The following is an 18,570-nucleotide window of genomic DNA, read 5'->3' as shown; positions in this document are numbered from 1 at the left end:
AAAATTGCAGACAAAAAAAAGTGGATAAAAGATAGATGCAGAATATGAAAAAAATCATCCTAGAGAATCTATCGCAATACGCAGTGATAGGAAAGTTGTTAAACCGTTAACTAAATGCAGTATCATAGCTTAAACTAAGTATAACCCCACCGGTTAAATTTAATAAAAGTCAAAAATATAGGTATGGAGGAATAATGTCAGAACTTACAATTGTAACAGGCGGTACTAGAGGAATAGGTAAAGCTACCGCTTTAGAATTAAAAAATAAGGGTCTTACGATAGTGGCTAATTTTTTCAGCAATTACGACACTGCTAAAGAAATAGAAGAAAAATACGGTATAAAAACCAAACGCTAGAATATTGCGGATTTTGAAGAATGTAGAAAAGCAGTAAAGGAAATTGAAGAGGAGTTTAAAAAACCGGTAAGTATTCTTGTAAATAATGCCGGTATTACCAAAGATAAAATGCTACATAGAACGAGTAATCAAGATTGGAATGATGTGATTAACGTTAATCTCAATTCTTGCTTTAATATGTCTAGTAGCGTAATGGAGCAGATACGAAACCAAGATTACGGTCATATAATAAATATCAGTTCAATTAATGCTCAAGCAAGGCAGGTTGGGCAGACTAATTACTCTGCTGCTAAAGCTGGAATTATCAGCTTTACTAAGGCCCTTGCTCGTGAAACTGCTTCTAAAAATATCACCATTAACTATATAGCTCCAGGGTATATTGCAACCGAAATGGTAGGAGCAGTACCCGAAGACGTGCTTGTTAAAATCGTTAATAGTATCCACAAAAAAAGACTAGGACAGCCGGAAGAAATAGCTAGAGCCGTGGCATTTTTAGTTGATGAAAATGCCGGATTTATCACAGGTGAGACTATTTCTATCAACGGCGGCCATAATATGATTTAAACAATTAACTAATAATAGATTAGAATATGAAAGAGATCGAATCTCTAAAGGAAGAGAACTTTTAAGTAAAAATGAATATAAGGAAGCACTTAATATATTTACCTTAAATTAAACAATATAAAGGTTTTCTAAATATCTATTATTATGAAGACATCACTTACTTGTGTTGGGGAGAGTATTATAATAATGTGGAACAAACAGACCTTTACCTTAAGGCAGTAGCTTCATTACGACAAACAGCTCTATATACATCTAAACCTAAAGATACTGATGTTTTATTAGGAAAAGCTTTTTATAAAGCAGGCAAATTAAGCGAAGCTGGTACTGTACTTAAGAAATATATATATCTTGTCCAGAGAATGAGGAAGAATTTCAGGAAATTCTCAGTCAAATAACTCCAGAACTTAATAAAACTAATAATTCACCGATGTTATCGAGAGATAGTAGTCAATTAACTTCGTTTAATAATAAAGATTCGCATGATATAATAGAAGTGAGTCAAACATTAAATGCATTAATAAGCATAATAGCTAAACATGACCACGATATAGCTCGACATGCGCAAGCAATTGCAGACATAAAAAAATGTTACAATCTGCAAATGTTGGGTATACTGCAGATATAAACAACCAAATTAAAGAATTGAAAGTCATTAACCCTAAATTAGAAGAATATTATAAATGTTTTAATATGGCTTTACAACAATGTATGTATTGCTGCTAGTGCTGTAAGTAGCGGCCTAGTAGTTCATGATGCAGGGTATTTAACGTGTGAGTGCCTCTTCTCTTATAAAATGGGTTTGTTATCTTGGCGACATAGCAGCGTCCGGTTTTTTAAATTCTATTGCCACTGCTCTAATAGCAGTTCTGCATGATGCCGGTGATAATATGTTTAACTCTAAGGAAGAAAAAAAACTATGATATGTACTTACTAAATTTTGTAAAATGATTAATAAACAATCTAATATAACCGTACCTGTAGGACAAGATCTACAAAGATTAGCTTTACTTTTTGCTAATTTAAGGAGTGTAGAAATCAAAAAAAATAATGAGACAGATTTCAGTAATTTCTTTACGACTAAATTGCCAATGCACAATAAATTTTTTCGTTATGATACCAAATAATATCAAAGAAATGAATAGTAATCCTATGGAAAAATTAGCGTTTCAAGATACTATTTCTTTGATTAGTTATATGTATCATCATGCAGAGGATATATTAAAGAGTTCTAAATCGTTGTTAAATCAAATTTTAACTACTACAAAAGAAGGTTAAGCACATCACATGGGATGATATAAAGAAAACTACTCCCGGCAATGTAGAGTACAATTTATGGCAAATGGAAAAGCAAGTACCTGAATCTGAAATAATAACTGAAAAAGCAAAAAGCGGACAGCTGCGAAGTATAAAGATATCTTGCTTTTCGGTTGATTGCTCAAAACCACTTTAAAAAAAATAGCGATTTCTTCAACCGGCATCAGAAGAGGAGTTGAAGATTTTCTTAATCAAAAATATTTTGCTGATAAATTTACTGAAGAAGAACAAGGTTGTTTTGTCTTATTCTTAGCATATAAAATATTTAGATATGGTAATAAGGTATGTCGCAAATATTTTAGCGAGCAACAGCCGGAGCTAATTACAAAAATTTTCGATGATTATCCTCATTTATTTTTTAGGAGAGAGGCAATTAACATATGTATTAAAAATAAAGATGGTAGACAAAAACCATTAGATGCAATAAAGTTAAAATCGTCAGATAAATTTCAGTATTCCCTAAGGTAGATGTTGTTGTAAACCTCATATTTGAAGAAGAACCTAAACCGAAGCACGTACCTAATGAACCTGAGCTGGTATTTAACTTAGAGCTCATACCTTTAAATATAGACGAAAATGATGATGTACTACCAACAAGTAATGTAGAAAATAACCACTAAATTTTTAAAATGACTAGCATATATCACATTCTTGACCGTGTTCCTGCTATTTATAAGCAGGACATGGAAATAGAGTATGAGCATTTGGCTATGCAATTAATTAAGTCCGGTAAATTACGGATAGATACCGATGATTGCTGCAATTTTGCAAGGTTTACCGAACCTGCTCTTAATATAAGCTTAATGGTTAGTCAAGAAGAGCTAACAAGCCCGCATTTAATCCCTGAAACTACCAAGCTTTTTCAAAATTTATACAGAAATTCCGCTTCAGATCAAAAAATAAAATCAATTTTCGATAATTTAAAAAAGCAAATACAAAAGCTACAGCCGGTTAAGAAAGAAGTAACCGAAATGCTAGCACGTATTTTTGTTCAGTCGGCTCATCCGATCGTAATAAAGTGGCTTCTTCTTAATAAGACGGAAGTATTTCTTACCTACTCACATAATATCGGCGATATGATGGATATGGTTAGCTGGCAACGAGTAGGCGGTAATAGCGGTATGCAAAGCACTAACGGCAAGGACGTAGCTATTTTTGTTTCATGCGGCGGTAATCCTTTTGCTGAAAACAATAAAGATAATCCGACTTACGGCAACGGCTTTGCTGCGGCAGCAAGACTTCAGATTATCGCAGCCCAAGAGCTTGGGCATTTTGCCGATATAAAGAGAGATGATAAAGGCAGGCAAATAACTCGCCATTCAGCTAATTTTTCCGGTACTAAAGCTACCGATAAAGTACGAATTGCTAGAAAAAATGATATAATACATTGTCATAATTTGCTGAGTAAGCTCCTTAAAGCAGGTATGAAAAAGCAATTAGATTATGAAACGAAACTTAAATTTTATAATGCAAATAAAGTTAGCGGCTTAAAAGTTTATGCTATAAAATTCATGATTTTTATATATAAATTTCGGCTTTTAAATTATAGCAGTAGGAATAATCTAATATTTGTAAGAAAATTTAAAACCGATGAATATATGGCATTAATGATTGATGCTATGTTTAAAGATATGCAAGCTAATTTATCACCGGCAGCTGACGTGTATAAAAATAAAAACCCTGAAATTGAAGAAGCGATAGCCTGCATTGAAGCCTTAGCAAGAGTACCGCAACAAACCATAAAATGGGGATATTTAACTACCAAAGAAACTATGCATGACCTGTATAAAATATATTATAACGAGGTTATACCTTCTTTAATTACTAGCTATAATGCTATCACCGGTGAAAATTATCAACGTGATTTTAAAAAGCCAAAAAGTAATTTCTTTTCTAAAATCAATATCTTTAGTAACAAAAAGTTAGTACTAAAACCGGTTAGGGAATTATGAGTATACTGATGTGAAATGAAGAATGGTAGACAAAGATTAACTTCAAAAAGAGCAAGGAATTCACAAGGCGATGAGGCATTGCTGCGTGGATATTGTTTTTTCGTCATTGCAAGGAAAATTACAAAGTAATTTGACGCAGCAATCTCAGGAGTTTGTTATTATTTCATGAGATTGCCACGCAGCCTACGGCTGCTCGCAATGACGATTTGGTATCCCGCACAGGAATGATATTTTTAGAACAATATCTTTAACTTTATGAACCTTTGGTGGCTATTATATTTGCTGCGTAAATTACAGTTATACGTTGCAAATAGCTCAATATTCTTATGAGCGGTAAGTAAACTTGCACCTACATTATAGCTGACTTTCGGTGTGCTGCTAATTGTAGTGTTCTCAAAGTAATTATCTGCCCAAATAAATCTAGCGTTCATCTTAGGTTGCTTATTGCTAAAGCTATTTTCTACAGAAGCATGTAGTCCCGGTACTATTTGAGTATCGTTTGATAATCTCTTAGGAGCGGTTAATTTTATGCCTGCAATCCCTGTAGTTAAGTTACCGGACTTACCCAGCGACATACATATTATTCACACCTGTACCGGTTTGCTGCAGTATAAGTATATCCATTAGGAACCAATCCATCTCCATTACTCATCCTCAAAATTGATAGGGCGGCTACATCATTCGCCGTGTGAGCCCCTATTAATATTAATCACAATATTTGTACAGAATGCCCTAGGGAGATTGTGAAAAACTATACCGCTTTCTCCTAAAGCATTTATAGTAATATTACCTTCAAGTACTACATCACCGATAAGAATTACGTTACGTCTAAGATCGAATGTCGAGCCATTAACGTTAGCATTACCGTTAATTGTAATGTCCTGAGTGCGAATATTATAAGTTCCCGAATCAAAATTAGTTTGTCTAGAATGAATATCATTATGCAATTTGTGTTCATGATTACCTTCAAACATCACTTTAGAAACTTGTTTGGTTTGTTGAGCCGATTTCATAAATATCAGGAATCTTTACGAAAGTTACCTCTCCTCTAATAGTTTTAGTAGTAGTAATATTACCGGTAAAACCTTTATTAACCCTTACCTTCCCAAAACTTATAAACTCTAAATTCCCTGTATCTATTACACTGCCGTTGCGATGTTTCATATCAACTTTTTCTTTAAATACAAGCTCAATAGATTCAACGGCACTAATATCATTACCGGTAATGGTTAGCTCAGAACCTGTTCCATTACCGCTTATAAGCTTTAGCTTTGCTTCTGCATTATTATTAGCGCCATATGCAAGAGGTGCTACTAAAGCATTTTGAACTGCCCTTTGAGTTTGCAGATTGTCAACGTTAGTTATATTGTTAATACTAACTCTTGTAGTTGGATTGCCTTCAATAATAGTAAATACCCCATTAAAACCATAAAGATTAATATCATTAATATTAATATTTTGGGCAACATTAACCATATGGTTATTTTCTGCGATAATAATATTGTCATTATCTTGTGGAAGATAATGGTTGTGATTATATCTTCAATCATTCATCGTACCTATATTAGAAGATGGATTTCCCGCCGGAATAATATCCGCCGCAAAGCCTCCCATGCTTGCAAGCAGCCCAATACTACTGGTTGCTAGTAAAAGTTTATTAAAAAAATTTTGTTCTTATTAGTTATAATTTCCCCTATAATTTATTGCTTTTAATGATTTTACCACTTAACTTATCGGTCATTATACACTATTTATTTACGACGCACAATAATTAATAAATAAATTTACTATTAGTTAATATTTATTAATTATTTACGATGGCATGATTTATGAAATTTAAGGGAAATAGGCTGGTTTAATGAAAGGTAGGGGTTATGGTGTTTGTTTGGTAGGTAATCGTCATTGCGACCAGGCATTGCCCGTGTGGATCAGTTTTCCGGTGTCGTCCCGTGGTCAAACCACGGGATGACACCGAGTGCGTTTTTCGATCCGCACAATAATGTCGTAATTTCCTCGCAATGACGTCAAAATAACATCCTATTCATCATCTATATTAGAAAGCTCATCTTGTAATTCTCGAGAAAATACACCCTCATCATCGTTAGAATCATTAGATTTCTTAAGAGAGTTTTTGAAATTATTTAGGTCTTTATTTCCAAATATTTCAATAGATTTTAAAGTCTCGTTTGGAATTATAACTATAATATTTTTACTTAATTTATCTAAATAATCAGTGGTAACGGCAACTTTCAGTACTCCTCCATATTTGCTCTGTTTGCTACTTACTACAAAATCTTTTAAAGATTTACTTTTAAAATAGTTTTCAGAAGTAAAGATCATTGTTATAAAAAATAGTACTAACGAGATAGTAGTACCTACGGCAAATCCTGCTAATAACCCTAAGAATCTGTCAATAAAACCGTTTCTCATAAATGAAATTATAGCAAGAAATTTATAAACTATAAAAACACATAAAATTAAAGCAATAACATAAGATATAACACCGGCAATAATTATGCTTATAACCTCATTATCCATATATTTCCCGATTAGGTCAGAAATATATGGATATAAAAAATATCCTAACATTATAGAAGTAATAAAACCGAGTATTCTAGTTGCAAACCCGATTATGCCTTGATATAAGCCGCAAAATGAGAAAAGAGTAATAATAGCAAAAATAGTAATATCAAAAAATGTGATCATTATTGTTAACTTCTATTGAATAATTGGATTTAAATCTTATATATTATATAATTAAAGTTTAATTTATGAGCGATAAAATTTTTCATAACTTATCCGGTAAAACACTAGTTGCTACACCGCATGTCATTACAAAAGGCATTTACCATAAATCCTTAATTTATATGTTATCACACACGGAAGAAGGAGCAATAGGATTAATATTTAACCGCTTAGTAAATCATATAGATTTAAAATCGTTTTTTAAAATAAAAAATGACGAAATAACAACCCCGGTTATGGTTCCTATATATCTTGGCGGACCCGTAGAACATGAAAAAGGGTTTTTTCTTCATTCTAGCGATTATAATAAAAATTTGTTATTGGATTTCCATAATGATTTAGCAGTAAGCTCTAATTTAGAAATTTCAGAAGATATAGCTTTCGGTAAAGGACCTAAAAATAGCTTATTCATTGTCGGTTATACAGCATGGAAACCAGGGCAGCTTGAAGAAGAATTAGAGACAAATCTATGGCTGGTTATGGATTGTAATAAAGAATTTATTTTTGCCGATAATCCTGAAAGTAAATGGCATAATGCATTAAAACACTTAGGCATTGATGAAATACATTTCTCATCACAAATAGGAAATGCTTAGAGATTATCTGTTAACCATTTTTCGGTAAGCCTAAGCAATAATGCTTTAAAAATTTTCCCTGACTGCTAATTAAATACACAAAATTAGAATGTTGTAATTCATATTTGTTTGTTTTTACATCAAATATTTTGGATGTATAGAAGACCTTAAATTGATCTGCTAATTGTTCAATATCTTCGACTCTCCCTGTTAAACCTATAAAATTATCATCTATTTTTTCTAAATATTTTTTTAATACTTCACTTGTATCATGCTCAGAATCTAGAGTAATAAAAACTACTTGTACTAAAATATTCTCTTTCTTCAAAATCTTAATAATATCTTCTACTCTTTTTAGTGTTTGATTGTCATATAAGGAATAGGTAGTACCAAAATAAATCAAACTTAAATGACCTTGCAAATGGGTACTATCAAATTTCTTTCCTTCTTGATCTATAAGAGTAAACTTAATTTTAGGCGAATCGTCCATACTACTAGTTTTCGCACCAATCTTAAGCTTAGACGGAGTTAATGAAGAATACAATAAACATAAAAATATTATGCCCGTAATCATAGCTAGGGCTATAAAAATTTTTATAATATACATTTGGTTTTTATTATTTCTCATAACCTAAGTAATTATTAATATTTATTTATAATAAAACTTATTCTTATCATATATGCAATAAAAATCATCTTTCAGTATATTAAATATCGTAATATCTAAATTGTGATATTTTTAGTTAAAATTAATTAATTTATTAACTAAATTGAAATTTTTTGAGTTAAGATTATTAAATAAAAAACAACTAAGAAACGGATTAATTATGTACAATTATACCGTTTATGTAAAACGTTTAAATGATAACTTTAAAAAACAAGAACATACGAAAATAGTAGATAGTACTATTTCAAATGCTAAATGACAACAACAATGCAACTCAACTGATACAAACACTCCTAAATCAAAATTCGTTTGAAATAACAAATAATATTGAACACAATAAAGCAGAAAATATGAGGGATATAATGATGTTGAAAAAAGAAGAAATAAAGGAAGCAGAAATGGAACATTTTATATCCAATATGTAAAGGATAAAAATTTTATCGACTTAATTAATAAAGATAGTGAGAAATATGAATCTATTATTGATAGGAGTAATAAAGCTATAATTATATTAGGGCAAGAGAAAGAAGATTTAAAGCTCATAGCTAATTTTCTTAAAGACGGTGAATTAATATTAGAAAGTAATGAGTATGGAGATTGGGACTGCTCAAAAAAAGTCTAACCACAAGTTCAAATATTTTAGATAGTTTTTATATAAAAAATGCAAAATATTTAACATATAACAGTTCTTATTTGGATGCTGCTAATTCATCCTCTGAATCTACTATTGACAAATTTTTCCTACAAAAAATTCTAAGTACGACTCCTACTAAATTTATATTAGTAATAAAAAATATTGAAACCAAAAACTCTAACTTTTCCCTTGTCAAAACCAATCTAGAAAAACTTGTCGGTATATTTGAACAATTTACTAAATTATATTGATATAAATAAAGGTAATTTATCTATAGTAGTGACTGATAGCCCAAGCAAGCAATAATCATACTCGTATATCTAAAATTATTGATGACACTATAAAACTCGGTAATTTTAGCGATGAACAAAAGAGTATCATTAATAAAATAAAAGATTCTATTTTTACTTCAAGCTAGCAAGCAAGCAAAAGACTATACAAAGCTATTAAAGATTAGAGATGATAATTATATCATTCTAGATGAATATAATAAAATAACAATCGACGGCGAAAATTTAACATATATTTTAAATTCTATAAATATAATTAATAAAGAAGTACCAATTATAGTATCAATGAGCTTAAAACATATATAGAAAATAATTAATTTAAGTTTTGAAGATGTTTTGCCTAAAACAGACAAATTGAAACAATTAATAGATATAGTAAATTATTATAAACAGTTAGAAGACAATGCCAAAACTATAGGCAATTTCTTAAAAATCGTTAAAAAATTAAATCAGCCTTTAGAAACACCGAAATCAGAAAATAAATTAGAGAATCTTCTAAATTACCTTAAATATTTATCTAAAATCAAATTTTCCAAAAAAGAAAATTTGGTTACACTTAATTCTGCAAAATGGTTTAACGATTTATTTACCTCGAGGCATATAATATAAAAGAAAAGTTATTAGAATCATTTAAGCATACAATATGCAAAGATAAAGATTCATTTTATAACAAATTAAATGAGACTATTGAAAATTTTATGAAGATATCAAAAATAACGATGTTTTAGACTTAAAAGCAATCAATAATATATATATAACTTAAAAAACTTTTTACAGCATATTAACAATTCTAGCACTGATGTTGAAAATTTAGATAATATTAAATTATTTTTAACAAAGAGTTTTAAGAATTTTAACAAAATATTAGGTATAACTATAAATAATAGCATTAGTAATTTAGAAAAACTAATAGGCTCAGTCAGCAAGCAAGAGGCTAAATCTCTTTGGAAGTATATTACCGCCTCTAAATCTATTACAGCAATATCTCAAAATCTCGATAAAGTAATATATGATAAGCTTTTACATCAGCCTGTGTTACCTGATCAAGCGCTACCTATTTATAATTTATTAGAAAAATTACTAAAAGAAACTCACAAATCTATTAATGATTGTTATAAAAACGAAAACTTATATAAACATCAATTAGCAAAAATTTATTGTCAACAAGCACAAATCTGTACACCTAATGGCTCAACAAAACTATCTAAAGACTCAATAGGATTGTATGAAAACGCTGCTAACCTTGGTTCTGAAGAGGCAAATATAAAACTTGGGAAGATTGAATTTAAGAGCGGAAATTATGTAAAAGCTTTAGAATATTTTAAAAATACTACTCATATATCTTATGCAAAAGAAGCTTTTAATGAATTATTACATCTAAAAGAATCAGAACTAAAAAAGAAAATACAGCAAAAGAAGCTAAATTAGCATCAGAAATAATTGAATTATATTCAAGCCAAGGTGATTTTTATAACCAATATAATCTAGATATATCAGAAAAAAGTCTGCAAGATTCACTAAAAGTATTTTGTCTTAATACGAAAGCTCTCATAGAAGAACAAGGAAGACCTAAACCTTATGGAATATTATATGATTTGTCTAAAGAGTTAACATCAATAATTTCTTCACCGTGTAGTCAACTTAAATTTATACAAAAAACTGAAAAATATAAAAATTTAGCAGAAAAATTTAAAGAAGAAAAACTAGAAACTAATTATACGAATATTACGACAAGCCGGTCACATGATTCATACTTTAAAGAACCTTTATTTAAGTTCGATTATTTACACCTTAATTCTTCATTTAGACCATATTATGATAATAATGAAGATTCTAGCAATATGTTAGGTGCTTGTTATAATTCCTCAGAGTTAGCCTCAATGAGAAAAATTTAATATCTCTTAATACAATTTTAATAGACAAGCAGAAATGTGGTGCTAGTATAAGAATAGCTATATTTAACGATGAATTAGATTATGACAAATAATCAATTTTCCGAAGATACCAAAAAAATTGCTGATCAAATAAAAGATGCATTAATGGGTATTAGTGACGATCTTGTACTTGAAAGTAAAGAGGTAGAGGAAATTTTTGAAGAATTAAGCCAAAATGAAGAATTTGAGTATGAGATGGAACGAATGCTTTCTATCTTAAATGAACAAACTATGGATTTAACTCAACTGCAAAGTCGGATTATCTTATTAATCCGTAAGTATTTAGGTAAAACTAAAAACTTAAAGCTTAAAATGGATGAGAAGCTCATTAACAAGAATGTTGCCGAAGTCAGTAATTATTTAATGCATCAGCATTCTAAAATAGTTAGAGATGCTAATAAAAACCTTACAAACCCAAAAGACAAATTACAAGGTTTAACCAAACAAGCTAGAATAGACTTAAAACGTTTATTAAAAAGCTTTGCCGTTTACCAAATTTATATGTTTATGAACCCAAAAAGAATAGCAGGCGAAACGAAGCTAATGAACTTCGCCTATAATATGATCAAAGGGGGCATGAAACTCGCTAAAAAATATGAAGGTGGCAAGGAAAAAGAAATTAAATCATATTCACCTAGACTTATTAAAAAACTTGAAAAAGCTCATGTCGGCTTTAAAAAAAGTGGCGGTATATCAATTTAACTATTGTATCTTTTTATACAGAGCTTATACTAAACTAACATTAATATTATGATAGGTATCAAGCTTTCAACTTAAATTATTCATGTAAACTTAATATTGCGGAACTAATAACTTGGGTACATCTTGGCTGCAGTACTCAAGAAAAACACCACGCTCAACCTGTAAAAATTAACATAAACTCTTTCTCTCAACTCCTCCCCTTGCTACTGTAACGGATAATATAAACGATACTGTTTGTTATGCAAAAATCGTACGGCTAGTACAAAAACTTTCTCAAGAAAATCACTTTAATCTTATCGAGTATTTAGCCGCACAAATATATGTGATATTATTTATCAAAATTTTATCGAATCTAAATTAGAAAAGATTTTTCTAAACGTAACAGTTACTAAATTAAAATCACCGGTTTCAGGAGTGCATGGCGGCGTTTCTTTTTCTTATTCAGGAAAGGAGACACTATGATTTATATTTCTATAGGCAGTAATTTAGGTAATAAACTTTTAAATATTAAAAAAGCTCTAAATTCACTAAAAAGTTGTAATTTTATATCGCTTAAGCAATCTATTATTTTTGAAACACAAGCTATTCTACAACCTGATGCAGATAAAGCTTGGGATAAATCATATTTAAATATGGTGGTGCAGGGCAAAAGTACTTTAACGCCTAGTAAACTTCTAATTGAGCTTAAAAAGATTGAAAAACAACTAGGTCGAGCAAGCTCTTACGATAAATGGTCTCCAAGAGTTATTGATTTAGATATCCTACTTTGGAATAATTGCCATATAGATTTACCTGATTTAAAGATACCGCATCCTGAATTATTAAACAAACCGTTTCTTATTCATCTTCTTATTCATCTAATTGCAGGTTTAAGCTTGGAATGTCGTTATTCATGTCCGATCAATAATTTTTACAACAATAAAACCTTTGCAGAAATAGCACATTTAATTGAAAATCAAGGAGTTATAGGCTCTCTTGTTTTAAATCCTCAATTTGTCGGTATTTTAAACATTACTCCTGATTCTTTTTCTGATGGAGGATTGAGTTTTCATAATGAAGGGGCTACAATAATTGAGCTTGGATCACAATCAACACGTCCTTCTGCTTTAATTATTAATGAAGATGAAGAATATGCAAGGCTCAATAATGTTCTTGAAGAGCTTAAGGAAGTTATAAAGGAAAAAGAAGTTATAGTCAGTATTGATAGTTTTACTCCTGAAGTAATTAAACGTGTTTTAAAAAAATACCCTATTTCCTATATCAACTTGGTTAAAAATAATCTAGATGATTATACATTACGATTAATTGCCGATTATAATTGTAAAATTATTACTATGCATTCATTAACTGTTCCACCGCAAAAACAAAAATGTCTTGATTTCGATAAATCTCCGCTTGCTAGCTTAAATATATAGACAGAGCAAGAAATAACAAAATTAGAAAATGTGGATTTGATAGAAAAAATATCATTCTTGATCCTGGAATTGGTTTTGGAAAATCCGTTTATCAAAATTTATATATTACAATATATTAAAGAATTTAAAAATCTAGGATGTGAGATATTGTTAGGACACTCACGAAAATCTTATATTTCCGCTTTTTATAATTCCAAAGCATCGGAAAGAGACTTAGAAATAATAGCAATATCAAAATATTTATGGAAAACGTAGTTGATTATTTACGAGTGCATAATGTTATAGAGCATAAAAAATTTTTTGTAGCAGACCATATGATTAACTATATCTTATGAAAAATAGAAAAATCATCGGTATAATGGCATGTGACCCACAAGGGGTGATAGGTAATAAAGGTCAGATGCCTTGGTCTTATACTAAGGAGTTTGAATATTTTTATCAGACGGTAAAAAATAATATTATAGTCATGGGACGAAAAACCTTTGACTCTAGACCCACAAAGATTTTAAAAAATTGTATTTGTATTGTTTTTTCAAGAAATACACCATTACAATCTTATAATAATATATTTTTTATTAAATCCTTAGATGATTTTTGGCAGGTAATAAAACCTTTTACTGATAAAAAAATTTTTATGGTTGGAGGGACAGAAATAGCAACTCTTTTCCTAGAACAAAATCTTATTGATGAATTTTTACTTACAAAAATAAATAAAAATTATGATGGAGATACTTTTTTGCCTCTTAATCTTTTAGCAGAATGGCATTCTGTAATAATAGATAAAACAAACAATTATCAGATTTATAAATTTACTAAGAGGAGGTAAGATGAAATTTTTAGAACAGCTTAATATAAAAATCTTGAGCAATATAACCTCTTAAATCATCCATTTTTCAATTATGGCATATGGGAAAACTTACTCATTCTACTTTACAAATTTACACAAAAGAATATTATCATCACGTTACAGCGTTCCCACGTTATATTAAGTGCAATACATTCCAAATGTAGTGATATACAAGCTAGACAAATATTACTTGGTAATCTTATAGAAGAAGAACAAGGTGAATCACCCGGAACTATGGAAACGTTTTGCTAAAGGACTTGGATGTTTAAGAAGCCAACACACTTCAGAACCTAAATTAGACTCAACTCAAAAACTTGTTCAAGATTATTAAATTAACAAAGGAATCTTTTGCTATAGGTCTTGGAGTACTTTATGCTTATGAGCGTCAGACTCCTAAAGTATCTGACTCTAAAATTCAAGGATTACAAAAATTTTATGGAAATTCAGATTACAGAACTTTACAGTTTTTCATTGTTCATAGTAAAGTTGATCAATGGCATACACAAGAATGTGCAAATTTGATTAATAATTTAAGCTCAAAAGAACAAACATTAGCATATCAAGGAGCAAAACTACTATGGCAATTTCTAGACGGTATAAATGCAACGTATCAATAATTTAACTATTATTCTTTCATAAAATGAAAAATATCTTCCTACATTCCTTAAGTCTTGAAAATTATCGTAATTTTAAAAATCTTGAACTAAAAACAGATAATACACCAATAATTTTAATAGGTGAAAACGGTAGCGGTAAAACTAATATTTTAGAAGCTATATCGCTATTTTATCCAGGAAGAGGGCTGAGATCAGCAAAACTTGCCAATGTATGCAAAACTTCAGAAGATCATTGTCTAGTTAAAGCTCTATTGCAAAGTAAGCTAGGACTTGCAGAATTTACCACCCAATTTAAACGTAGTTCTAATAGAAGGATAACTGAGTATAACGAAAGTAAAATAGCCAATAATGAGTTAAGTAAATTCACTAGCATGGTATGGCTGACTCCACACATGGAAGGAATCTTTACAAGCGGTAGCAATGATAGAAGAAAATTTCTTGATAGAATAGTTTATAATTTTGATCCAAAGCATGCAGAGCTAGTGAGTAAATACGAATATTACATGCATGAGAGAAATAAAATTCTAGTAGAAGATATAAGAGATGATAATTGGCTTAAAATTATTGAAGAAAAGATGGCTGATATTTCTAACCATATTGCTAATAATCGCTTAAAAACCTTAGAATTTATGCAGCAAGCAATAGATGATCTTGAAAATGAATTTCCAAAAGCCGATTTATCGATTGACGGCATTGTTGAACAAAAAATATTAAACGGCAAAGAAAATATTGTTAGTTTTATTACTGCAGAACTTTATCAAACAAGAAGCAAAGATAAACTACTTGGTCGCACTAGTTTTGGAGTTCATAAAAGTGACTTTTTAGTAAAGCATCAAAAGAAAAATATCTTAGCCAAATTCTGTTCTACCGGTGAACAAAAAGCTATATTAATTGCAATAATCCTTGCTGAAATGAATTATGCTATAAAGCTAACTAAAATAGCACCGATTTTACTTTTAGATGAGGTCTTTGTGCATTTAGACGACAAAAGACGTCAATATTTAATCGAATTTTTGACCGGCTTAAACATGCAACTATGGGTTACCACTACCAATCTAGAGGGAATAGAAAATTTTGCAAATAAAGCACAATTGATTAAGTTATAGTTTGTTTAATAATGTCATTCCTGCGGAAGCAGGAATCCAGAAAAAAAGTATTAAATACAGCAAATTTTTGAAATTAAAAGCTCGATTTATCTCGCTTTATGCTGGATTCCTGCTTCCGCAGGAATGACATTGAACACTTTTCTCACACCATGTAACAACACCCGCTAAAAGCGGGAATGAAATCAAGAGTATTTTCTGATCCATACAATAAAGCACTATCCCAATCAGATTCACAAGAAAAATTTCATCCTTCTTGATTTTTATCGCACCTCTTAAAAAACCAAAATAACTATTATTATTTTTCATAAAATAAAATTGCACTTCACTTACATATTATATGAGCATTAGTTAAATTTAAAGTTTTTTATAAATATATTGCTTAATCTTTTGAAAATGCTTAAAATTGATTTTTAATTTATGTAAATACTATGACAAAACAAGCTAATAAAATATCCTATGATGAAGTACCTTATTCTCCATTTACTTTCAGTTATACCTCCCCACCTTATTTAAGAACTATCGGCAAGCTATTCGGGCTAAACCCTCCACCTCTTGAAACTGCTAAAATACTTGAACTCGGTTGTGGAATCGGTGTTAATCTGCTTAACTTTGCTGAAACATATCCTAAATCACAATCTCTAGGTGTTGACTTATCCAAAACACAAATAGAATTAGGTAAAAAAATTATCAGTGATTTGAAAATAAAAAATGCCGAACTAAAGGCATTATCTATATTGGACCTTGATGAGTCATACGGTAAGTTTGATTACATAATTTGTCACGGCGTATATTCATGGGTACCTGAAGAAGTACAAGATAAAATACTCAAAGTCTGTAATAAACTGCTAAATCCGAACGGCATAGCTTTTGTAAGCTATAATACGCTCCCGGGCTGGAATATGCAGAGCACAATACGTGAAATGATTATGTTCCATTCAGAGCTATTTAATACTAGCCATGATAAATTACAGCAAGCTAAATTACTTTTAAAGTTCATCAATGACTCATTAGAAAGCTCCACAACGCCTTATTCTAATTTCTTACGAGATGAAACAAAATTATTATCTGCATATACGGACTCATATGTGTTACATGAATATTTAGGCGAAATTAATACAGGTATATATTTTCACCAATTCATAGAAAAAGCTCAAAAAAATCATCTAAATTACTTAGGTGATACGTCGCTTACTGCAATGTTTATCGGTAATTTACCTACTCAGGCAGCAGAAAAGCTACAAGCAGTTAATGATATTGTTCGTACTGAGCAATATATGGATTTTATCACTAATAGAAAGTTCCGCTCGACATTATTATGTCATCAAAACATACCTATAAACAGAAAAATTGAATTTAATAATTTAAAAGAGTTTTTTACTAGCCTTAATATTAGACCGGTAATTCTAGAAAAAGCTGTTGATTTAACTAACGAACAGGAAAATGTTAGCTTCTATTACGAAAATTTACCTGAGCCTTTTATTTCAACCACTTCGCCGATCATGAAAGCTATTTTATATGTATATGCCGAAAATATTAGCAATCCGATAAGCTTAGAACAAGTAGCAAAAGAAGCTTTTAAAAAGCTTGGTAAATATCAATTACAAGATTTCTTAGCAGCATTAGAACAGCATTTTATCATATTCATTTTTCAAGGTTATCTCAAAATATTTGAGACAAAACCTCATGCTATAGCAACTATAACTGAAAAACCTAAAACTAGCGAATTTGCAAGATACCAAGCAAAACAAGCATATTTTAATAATGTAACTAGCGTGTTTAGCGTCACTAATAGACTTAACGATATGGTAGGTATACCGATACATGAAAAATATATTTTAGAAATGTTAGACGGTACGCATAATATTGATGATATTAAGAAAGGCGTTCTTGAAAAAATTAATTCAAAACTTTTAACTGCTCGTGACGATAAAGGACAGGAAGTAACAGATCCAAAATTATTAAAAGAATTTGTTGACTATGCAGTTAATACATCCCTTGAGAAATTCCGGATGAATTATCTGTTAGTAGAGTAATTAAAATGTTCGTGTCAAGTCTGCTTTGTTGAATGGATCAGCTTTTTCGTTATTGCGAGTAGTCGTAGACTACAGCCAATCCATAAAAAATATAATCCGAGTAAATGAAGAGTAGCCATACGAAGCTCAACTTGGAAAAGAGCAAGGAGCCTGTAAGCCGAGGAGCAGAGCGTATACTTTTAACACGTGAGCATCCGAGGATTTACAAAGACTACACAGTCAATTTTTCAAGTTGAACGAGTATAACTATGCTACTAATTTTTCACGCAATACTTCAACTAACTTATTAATTGCTTCGGTTGGGTGGATGTTTTCAAGGATAGCAAGCTCGCCTGCAAGTCTATTTAAAGCTGATTCGTAGAGTGTTCTTTCACTGTAAGAACGATCATTATCAACATTTTTATGTAAGTCCCGTAATACTTCGGCTATAGCTACAATATTACCTGAGTTAATTTTGCCTTCATATTCTTGGGCTCTTCTACTCCACATTCTATTTCCTTGTTTTGGTTTACCTTGAAGAGTTGAATATATGACATCTAAATCTTTTCTGCTTGCAACCGCTCTAAGACCAACAACCGCAGCTCTACTAACAGGCACTTTTAATGTCATTTTATCCTGCGAAAAGGAAATTACATATACTTTAATTTCAGTACCTGCAATAGTATGATATTCTATATTTGTTATTTCACCAACTCCATGTGCAGGATAGACAATTCTCTGGCCTATTTTAAACTCAGATTTTTGTTCGGATTGTGTTGTATTTGCCATTATTAATTCCTCCGTAGTGGTTTTAGTGCCTAAGAACTTAATGTTAGACTA

At 30.5% G+C, this 18,570-nt stretch carries 23 protein-coding genes and 4 pseudogenes; 21 read left to right on the top strand and 6 right to left on the bottom strand.

Annotated elements, in window-relative coordinates; translation table 11 throughout:
* Nucleotides 1–194 precede the first annotated feature (194 nt).
* The 3 genes and pseudogenes from BTU51_RS00335 (at nt 195) to BTU51_RS00325 (ending at nt 1,545) form a co-directional block, all read left to right on the top strand.
* Nucleotides 195–920: pseudogene (locus tag BTU51_RS00335) on the top strand (SDR family oxidoreductase).
* Nucleotides 921–1,081: 161 nt separating this feature from the next.
* Nucleotides 1,082–1,315: a hypothetical protein gene (locus BTU51_RS09855; protein ID WP_014362695.1), complete on the top strand. Its 234-nt coding sequence runs from the start codon at nt 1,082–1,084 to the stop codon at nt 1,313–1,315.
* A gap of 32 nt (nt 1,316–1,347) precedes the next feature.
* A complete protein-coding gene (locus BTU51_RS00325) occupies nt 1,348–1,545 on the top strand; it encodes a hypothetical protein (RefSeq protein WP_004996895.1) in 198 nt (65 codons plus the stop codon).
* A gap of 177 nt (nt 1,546–1,722) precedes the next feature.
* Here BTU51_RS00325 and BTU51_RS08010 read toward each other — a convergent pair whose 3' ends face one another.
* Nucleotides 1,723–1,959 (bottom strand): hypothetical protein, encoded by a 237-nt coding sequence (locus BTU51_RS08010; RefSeq protein ID WP_155105192.1) that lies wholly within the window; start codon nt 1,957–1,959, stop codon nt 1,723–1,725.
* Nucleotides 1,960–2,030: 71 nt separating this feature from the next.
* Between BTU51_RS08010 and BTU51_RS08460 the strand changes: the two genes are divergently transcribed.
* The 3 genes and pseudogenes from BTU51_RS08460 to BTU51_RS00305 all read left to right on the top strand — a co-directional run bounded on the left by BTU51_RS08460 (nt 2,031) and on the right by BTU51_RS00305 (nt 4,186).
* Nucleotides 2,031–2,195 carry a hypothetical protein gene (locus BTU51_RS08460; protein WP_012150283.1) on the top strand — a complete coding sequence of 55 codons (165 nt, stop codon included), beginning with the start codon at nt 2,031–2,033 and terminating at the stop codon, nt 2,193–2,195.
* A gap of 152 nt (nt 2,196–2,347) precedes the next feature.
* Nucleotides 2,348–2,854 (top strand): annotated as a pseudogene (locus BTU51_RS08980) (hypothetical protein).
* 9 nt (nt 2,855–2,863) lie between these two features.
* The gene (locus tag BTU51_RS00305) at nt 2,864–4,186 is read left to right on the top strand and encodes a DUF2748 family protein (protein WP_012150280.1); all 1,323 of its coding nucleotides are present in this window, start codon (nt 2,864–2,866) and stop codon (nt 4,184–4,186) included.
* Between the two features lie 233 nt (nt 4,187–4,419).
* On the opposite strand, the gene BTU51_RS00300 is transcribed toward BTU51_RS00305, so the two are convergent.
* The 3 genes and pseudogenes from BTU51_RS00300 to BTU51_RS00290 all read right to left on the bottom strand — a co-directional run bounded on the left by BTU51_RS00300 (nt 4,420) and on the right by BTU51_RS00290 (nt 6,892).
* On the bottom strand, nt 4,420–4,761 hold the full coding sequence (locus BTU51_RS00300; protein ID WP_012150279.1) for an autotransporter outer membrane beta-barrel domain-containing protein: 342 nt from the start codon (nt 4,759–4,761) through the stop codon (nt 4,420–4,422).
* 5 nt (nt 4,762–4,766) lie between these two features.
* Nucleotides 4,767–5,662 (bottom strand): annotated as a pseudogene (locus tag BTU51_RS09850) (hypothetical protein).
* A gap of 561 nt (nt 5,663–6,223) precedes the next feature.
* Entirely contained in the window at nt 6,224–6,892 is a 669-nt protein-coding gene (locus tag BTU51_RS00290; RefSeq protein ID WP_012150275.1) for a CvpA family protein, read from the bottom strand.
* Between the two features lie 65 nt (nt 6,893–6,957).
* Here BTU51_RS00290 and BTU51_RS00285 point away from each other — a divergent pair, with 65 nt between their 5' ends.
* Nucleotides 6,958–7,527, top strand: coding sequence for a YqgE/AlgH family protein (locus BTU51_RS00285; RefSeq protein ID WP_012150274.1), 570 nt, complete (start codon nt 6,958–6,960; stop codon nt 7,525–7,527).
* A 10-nt stretch (nt 7,528–7,537) separates the two neighbouring features.
* Here the strand turns inward: BTU51_RS00285 and BTU51_RS00280 are convergent, their stop codons facing one another.
* Complete coding sequence (locus tag BTU51_RS00280) at nt 7,538–8,134, bottom strand: SCO family protein (protein WP_012262186.1); 597 nt, start codon at nt 8,132–8,134, stop codon at nt 7,538–7,540.
* A 287-nt stretch (nt 8,135–8,421) separates the two neighbouring features.
* Between BTU51_RS00280 and BTU51_RS08450 the strand changes: the two genes are divergently transcribed.
* The 14 genes and pseudogenes from BTU51_RS08450 to BTU51_RS00210 all read left to right on the top strand — a co-directional run bounded on the left by BTU51_RS08450 (nt 8,422) and on the right by BTU51_RS00210 (nt 17,751).
* Nucleotides 8,422–8,598, top strand: coding sequence for a hypothetical protein (locus BTU51_RS08450; protein ID WP_012150271.1), 177 nt, complete (start codon nt 8,422–8,424; stop codon nt 8,596–8,598).
* 172 nt (nt 8,599–8,770) lie between these two features.
* Nucleotides 8,771–9,058 carry a hypothetical protein gene (locus BTU51_RS00275; RefSeq protein WP_012150270.1) on the top strand — a complete coding sequence of 96 codons (288 nt, stop codon included), beginning with the start codon at nt 8,771–8,773 and terminating at the stop codon, nt 9,056–9,058.
* Between the two features lie 375 nt (nt 9,059–9,433).
* Nucleotides 9,434–9,706: a hypothetical protein gene (locus BTU51_RS00270; protein WP_012150269.1), complete on the top strand. Its 273-nt coding sequence runs from the start codon at nt 9,434–9,436 to the stop codon at nt 9,704–9,706.
* A 423-nt stretch (nt 9,707–10,129) separates the two neighbouring features.
* Nucleotides 10,130–10,525, top strand: a complete 396-nt coding sequence (locus BTU51_RS00260; RefSeq protein WP_012150268.1) for a hypothetical protein — start codon at nt 10,130–10,132, stop codon at nt 10,523–10,525.
* 167 nt (nt 10,526–10,692) lie between these two features.
* Complete coding sequence (locus tag BTU51_RS00255) at nt 10,693–10,992, top strand: hypothetical protein (protein ID WP_012262183.1); 300 nt, start codon at nt 10,693–10,695, stop codon at nt 10,990–10,992.
* Between the two features lie 81 nt (nt 10,993–11,073).
* A complete protein-coding gene (locus BTU51_RS00250; RefSeq protein WP_012150266.1) occupies nt 11,074–11,733 on the top strand; it encodes a DUF5394 family protein in 660 nt (219 codons plus the stop codon).
* Nucleotides 11,734–11,953: 220 nt separating this feature from the next.
* On the top strand, nt 11,954–12,094 hold the full coding sequence (locus tag BTU51_RS08965; RefSeq protein WP_329517985.1) for a dihydroneopterin aldolase: 141 nt from the start codon (nt 11,954–11,956) through the stop codon (nt 12,092–12,094).
* Between the two features lie 97 nt (nt 12,095–12,191).
* A complete protein-coding gene (gene folK / locus BTU51_RS00240; RefSeq protein WP_012150265.1) occupies nt 12,192–13,148 on the top strand; it encodes a 2-amino-4-hydroxy-6-hydroxymethyldihydropteridine diphosphokinase in 957 nt (318 codons plus the stop codon).
* Entirely contained in the window at nt 13,145–13,267 is a 123-nt protein-coding gene (locus tag BTU51_RS10110) for a dihydropteroate synthase (RefSeq protein WP_155105214.1), read from the top strand. The genes folK and BTU51_RS10110 overlap by 4 nt, the downstream gene beginning before the upstream one ends.
* Nucleotides 13,224–13,483 (top strand): annotated as a pseudogene (locus BTU51_RS09845) (dihydropteroate synthase). The gene BTU51_RS10110 and the pseudogene BTU51_RS09845 overlap by 44 nt, the downstream one beginning before the upstream one ends.
* Nucleotides 13,480–13,974: a dihydrofolate reductase gene (locus tag BTU51_RS00230; RefSeq protein ID WP_012150263.1), complete on the top strand. Its 495-nt coding sequence runs from the start codon at nt 13,480–13,482 to the stop codon at nt 13,972–13,974. The pseudogene BTU51_RS09845 and the gene BTU51_RS00230 overlap by 4 nt, the downstream one beginning before the upstream one ends.
* A 335-nt stretch (nt 13,975–14,309) precedes the next feature.
* Nucleotides 14,310–14,612: an iron-containing redox enzyme family protein gene (locus BTU51_RS07675; protein ID WP_012262181.1), complete on the top strand. Its 303-nt coding sequence runs from the start codon at nt 14,310–14,312 to the stop codon at nt 14,610–14,612.
* A gap of 23 nt (nt 14,613–14,635) precedes the next feature.
* Nucleotides 14,636–15,718, top strand: a complete 1,083-nt coding sequence (recF, locus tag BTU51_RS00220; RefSeq protein WP_012150261.1) for a DNA replication/repair protein RecF — start codon at nt 14,636–14,638, stop codon at nt 15,716–15,718.
* 428 nt (nt 15,719–16,146) lie between these two features.
* Nucleotides 16,147–17,751 carry a methyltransferase regulatory domain-containing protein gene (locus tag BTU51_RS00210; RefSeq protein ID WP_012150259.1) on the top strand — a complete coding sequence of 535 codons (1,605 nt, stop codon included), beginning with the start codon at nt 16,147–16,149 and terminating at the stop codon, nt 17,749–17,751.
* A gap of 246 nt (nt 17,752–17,997) precedes the next feature.
* On the opposite strand, the gene BTU51_RS00200 is transcribed toward BTU51_RS00210, so the two are convergent.
* Complete coding sequence (locus tag BTU51_RS00200; RefSeq protein ID WP_010976718.1) at nt 17,998–18,519, bottom strand: CarD family transcriptional regulator; 522 nt, start codon at nt 18,517–18,519, stop codon at nt 17,998–18,000.
* Nucleotides 18,520–18,570: the final 51 nt, after the last annotated feature.

Source organism: Rickettsia rickettsii, from assembly GCF_001951015.1.
Classification (GTDB): domain Bacteria; phylum Pseudomonadota; class Alphaproteobacteria; order Rickettsiales; family Rickettsiaceae; genus Rickettsia; species Rickettsia rickettsii.
Note: the sequence above shows the minus strand (reverse complement) of the source record. Positions and strands in the feature narration are given on the sequence as shown.